The organism is Streptomyces sp. BE20 (assembly GCF_036322525.1).
Classification (GTDB): domain Bacteria; phylum Actinomycetota; class Actinomycetes; order Streptomycetales; family Streptomycetaceae; genus Kitasatospora.
On the sequence record NZ_JAQYWW010000219.1, the window covers coordinates 1 to 5298 of the forward strand.

A 5298-nucleotide genomic window follows, 5' to 3' on the forward strand; every position below is an offset into this window, starting at 1 on the left:
GCCAGACCCACCATCACGGCGAACGACACCGGCTGCACCACATCCACCCGCTCCAGCGAGGCGGCACCCGGCACCTGATTCACCACATCCACCAACGACCAGTCCACATAAGGCTTCAGCGCACCCTCCACCTCCGCCAGAGCCCGCGCGAACACCGGAGACTCCGCCAGCAACCGCCGGCCCATCCCCACCCACTGCGAACCCTGACCCGGGAACACGAACACCGACCGGCCCGCCACCTCCGCACGGCCCGCCACCAACCCGGGCGCAGCCTCGCCGGAGGACAGCGCCCGCAGGGCGTCGGCGAGTCCGGCCGGGTCGGCGCCGACGGCGACCGCTCGCTCGGGGAAGCGGGAGCGGGCCGTGACGAGGGCACGGGCGGTCGCCGCGCGGTCCACGTCGGGGCGCTCGTCCGCGTACGCCGCCAGCCGGGCGGCCTGTGCCCGCAGGGCGGCCTCCGAGGCACCGGAGAGCACCCAGGGGGCCGCGCCGTCCCCGGCCGCGTCGGCGTTCTCGTCCTCGTTCGCGCCGGGTGCGGCCTCGGGGGCGGCCTGCTCGGCCGGCTCGGCCTGCTCCAGGATGACGTGGGCGTTGGTGCCGCTCACGCCGAAGGCCGAGACAGCGGCCCGGCGCGGGCGGTCGCCCTCGGGCCACTCCCGGTCCTCGGTGAGCAGGGCGATGCCGCCCGAGGACCAGTCGATGTGCGAGGAGGGCGCGTCGATGTGGAGGGTCTTCGGCAGTACGCCGTGGCGCAGCGCCTCGACCATCTTGATCACACCGGCCGCGCCGGCCGCGGCCTGGGTGTGCCCGATGTTGGACTTCACCGAGCCCAGCCAGAGCGGCTGTTCGGCCGGGCGGCCCCTGCCGTAGGTGGCGAGCAGGGCGTGCGCCTCGATCGGGTCGCCGAGCGGCGTGCCGGTGCCGTGCGCCTCGACGGCGTCGACGTCGCCGGCGGCCAGTCCGGCGTTGGCGAGCGCGGCCCGGATCACCCGCTCCTGCGAGGGGCCGTTGGGCGCGGTCAGGCCGTTCGACGCACCGTCCTGGTTGACGGCCGAGCCCCGGACGACGGCCAGCACCTCGTGGCCGAGCCGCCGTGCGTCCGACAGCCGCTCCAGCAGGAGCAGACCCACGCCCTCGGACATCCCGAACCCGTCGGCGGCGTCCGCGAACGCCTTGCTCCGGCCGTCGGTGGCCAGGCCGCGCTGCCGGGAGAAGCCGACCAGGCCCTCCAGGGTGGACATCACCGACGCGCCGCCGGCCAGCGCCAGCGTGCACTCGCCGCTGCGCAGGGCCTGGGCGGCCAGGTGCAGGGCGACCAGCGAGGAGGAGCAGGCGGTGTCGACGGTGATCGCGGGCCCCTCCAGGCCGAGGGTGTAGGAGAGCCGGCCGGACAGCACGCTGCCCGCGTTGCCGGTGACGAGGTAGCCCTCGTCGGCCTGGCCGCCGGTGCCCTGGGTGCCGTAGTCCTGGCCGTGGGTGCCGATGAAGACGCCGGTGGGGGTGGCCCGCAGGGCGGTCGGGTCGAGACCGGCCCGCTCCAGGGTCTCCCAGGCGACCTCCAGCAGCAGCCGCTGCTGCGGGTCCATGGCCAGCGCCTCGCGGGGGTTGATCCCGAAGAAGGCGGCGTCGAAGTCGGCGATGCCGGGCAGGAACCCGCCGCCGCGCACGTAGGTGCGGCCGGGCACGTCGGGGTCGGGGTCGTAGCTGCCGTCGAGGTCCCACCCGCGGTCGGTGGGCAGTCCGGAGACGGCGTCTCCTCCGGCGGCGACGAAGCGCCAGAGGTCCTCGGCGGAGTCGAGGCCGCCGGGGAAGCGGCAGCCCATGGCGACGATCGCGACGAGTTCGTCGTCGGCCTCGGCGGCGCGCACCGCCGGGACGGGCGCGGCGGCCGGTGCGGCGGTCTCCTCGCCGACCAGCTCGGTGGTGAGGTGGGCCGCGAGGGCCTTCGGCGTCGGGTAGTTGAACACCAGCGTGGCGGGCAGCCGCAGCCCGGTGGCGGCGCCGAGCCCGTTGCGCAGCTCGACGGCGGTCAGCGAGTCGATGCCCAGGTCCTTGAACGGCTTCTCGACGTCCAGGGACCCGGCCGAGCCGTGACCGAGCACGGTGGCGGCGGTGTCGCGGACGAGGGCGAGCAGCACCTCGTCGCGCTCGGCGGCGGCGAGGCCCGCCAGCCGCCGGGCGAGGGTGTCGGCACCGGCCCCGGCGGACCGGGCGGCGGCCCGTCGCAGGGCGCGCGGCGCGCGGACGGCCGGGGCCAGCCCGCGCAGGAGCGGCGGGAGGTCGTCACTCCGGACGCCGGTGACGTCGAGCCGGATCGGCACCACGGCCGCCCGGTCGCCGGTGATCGCGGCGTCGAAGAGGGCCAGGCCCTGCCCGGCGGAGAGCGGACGGGTGCCGCCCCGGGCCATCCGGGCGAGGTCGGTTTCGCTCAGACGGCCGCCCATGCCGCCGGCCTCGGCCCACAGGCCCCAGGCGAGTGACACGGCGGGCAGGCCGAGGGCGTGCCGGTGGGCGGCCAGACCGTCCAGGAAGGCGTTGCCGGCCGCGTAGTTGCCCTGGCCGGAGCCGCCGAGGACGCCGGAGGCGGAGGAGTAGAGCGCGAAGACGGCGAGGCCGAGCCCGGCGGTGAGTTCGTGGAGGTGCCAGGCGGCGTCGACCTTGGGGCGCAGCACGCTGTGCCACTTGGCGCCGTCCAGCGCCTCGATGACGCCGTCGTCCACGATCCCGGCGACGTGGACAACGCCGGTGAGGCGGTCCGCGACGGAGTCGACGACCGCCGCCAGCGCCTCGCGGTCGGCGGCGTCCACCGTCTCGGACCGGACGCGGGTGCCGTCCGCCGCGAGTTCGGCGAGCAGGTCGGCGGGGACGGCGGAGCGGGAGACCAGGACCAGCTCGGCGACGCGGTGGACCGCCGCGAGGTGGCGGGCCACCAGGCGGCCGAGGCCCCCGGTGACGCCGGTGACCAGGACGGTGCCGCCCGCCAGCGGGGACGGGACCTCGGGGGCCGGCTGCGCCGCGCGGCGCAGCCGGGCGACGAGTCGCCGCCCGTCGCGCACCGCGATCTGCGGCTCGTCCGCCGTGGCGGCCACCGCCTCGGCGGCGGCTGCCGGGTCGTCGCCCTCCACGAGGACGAAGCGGCCCGGGTTCTCCGACTGCGCGGTCCGCACCAGGCCCCGGACGGGCTCCTGGACGAGTTCCCCGCGCCGGGTGACGACGACGAGCCGGGAGTCGGCCGTCCGTTCGTCCACCAGCCAGGACTGGAGGGCCCGCAGGACGTCGTGGCCGACGGCGTGGGCGCGCTCGGGGACACCGTCGGTCGGCACGCCGAGGCCGGCGGGCAGCACGACGAGGGGCGGCAGCGGTCCGTCGGCGGGCAGCTCGTCGTGGAGCACCCAGGCCGTGCCGGCGGGGGTCGCCTCGGCGGCCGTCCCGTCAGCCGCTCCGGATGTCGTTTCAGGTTCCGCTTCAGGTGTCGCTTCAGGTGTCGCTTCGGGTGCCGGGACCCAGTCGACCTCGAACAGGGCCGCGTCGGAGGCGGCGCCCAGGCTGCTCGGGTCCACCGGCCGCACGGTGAGGGCCTCGACGTCGACGACGGGTGCGCCGGTCTCGTCGGCGGCCCGGATGGAGAGGGTGTCGGGCCCGGAGGCGGCGACGACGACCCGCAGGACCTCGGCCCCGGCGGCGTGCAGGCGCACCCCGGCCCAGGAGAAGGCGAGCCGCGGCACGGCGGCGCCAGGGAAGAAGCCGGCCTCGCCGAGCGGGTGCAGGGCGGCGTCCAGCAGGGCCGGGTGCAGCCCGTACGCGGCCGCGTCGGACACGGCCTCGGGGAGGCGGAGCTGGGCGTAGAGGCGACCGTCGGCGAGCCAGGCGGCCTCGACCGCGTGGAACGCGGGGCCGTAGGCGACGGTGAGCCGGTCGTAGAGGCCGTCGAGGTCGAGCGGGCGGGCCCCGGCGGGCGGCCAGGCCGTCAGTTCCTCGGCGGCGGCGGGCTCCGGGCCCTCGGGGACGAGCGTGCCGGTGGCGTTCCCGCTCCACGGCAGGCCGGGGCCGGTCCGGGTGAGCAGCCGGACGGCGCGGCGGCCGTCCTCGGCCTCGCCGACGTGGACCTGGAGGTCGATGCCGCCGCCCTCGGGGACGACGATCGGGGCGGATATGGTCAGTTCCTCGACCGTGGGCGCGCCGAGCCGGTGCCCGACGTGCACCAGCGCGTCCAGCAGCGCGGTGCCGGGCAGCAGAGTCGCGCCGCCGACCCGGTGGTCGGTCAGCCAGGGCAGGGTGCGTTCGGTGATCCGGCCGGTGAAGACGGCGCCCTCCTCGGAGCCGAGCAGCAGCCCGGCCTCCAGCAGCGGGTGGCCTGCCTTGTCCAGGCCGACGGCCGCGAGGTCGCCCGCGGCGCGGCCGGGCCGGAGCCAGTAGTGCTCGTGCTGGAAGGGGTAGGTGGGGAGGTCGGAGGGCCGGAGGGTGCCGGCGTCGGTGAACGCCGCCGACCAGTCCACCCCGACCCCGCGGACGTACAGCTCCGCGGCCGAGAGCAGGACGCGGTCCCACGCACCGTCCTCACGCCGCAGCGTGCCCGTCACCACCGTCGGAGCCTGGACCGCCTCCTCCAGCGCCTCCACCAGACTGTGCGCCAGCACCGGGTGCGCACTCACCTCCACGAACGCCCGGAACCCCTCCGCGGCGAGCGTGTCCACCGCCTCGGCGAAGCGCACGGTCTGCCGCAGATTGCGGTACCAGTACCCGCCGTCCAGCTCAGGACCCTCCAACCACCGGCCCTCCACCGTCGACAGGAACGGCACCCTCGCCGCCTGTGGCTTCACCCCGGCCAGCAACCCGGCCAGTTCCTCCTCGATCGACTCCACGTGCGCGGTGTGCGAGGCGTAGTCCACCGGGACGCGCCGCACCCGCACACCCTGCTCCTCGAAGCCCGCCACCAGCGTGTCCAGCGCGTCCGGGTCACCGGCCACCACCACGGACGACGGCCCGTTCACCGCCGCCACCTCCACACCGGCCGGCAGACCGGCCACCCGCCCGTAGGGCAGGCCCACCGACACCATGCCGCCACGACCCGCCAGACCCCGCGCGATCGCCTGCGAACGCAGCGCCACCACGGCAGCGGCGTCCTCCAGCGACAGGATCCCCGCAACATGCGCCGCCGCGATCTCACCCTGCGAATGCCCCACCACCGCGTCCGGCACCACACCCAGCGAACCCCACACCCGCGCCAGACCCACCATCACGGCGAACGACACCGGCTGCACCACATCCACCCGCTCCAGCGAGGCGGCACCCGGCACC

General features: G+C 76.4%; 1 protein-coding gene. It reads right to left on the reverse strand.

Annotated features, from left to right (window positions below):
• Nucleotides 1–5298, reverse strand: a 5298-nt coding sequence (locus PUR61_RS01095) for an SDR family NAD(P)-dependent oxidoreductase (RefSeq protein WP_329874657.1), incomplete at both ends; no start/stop codon positions are given.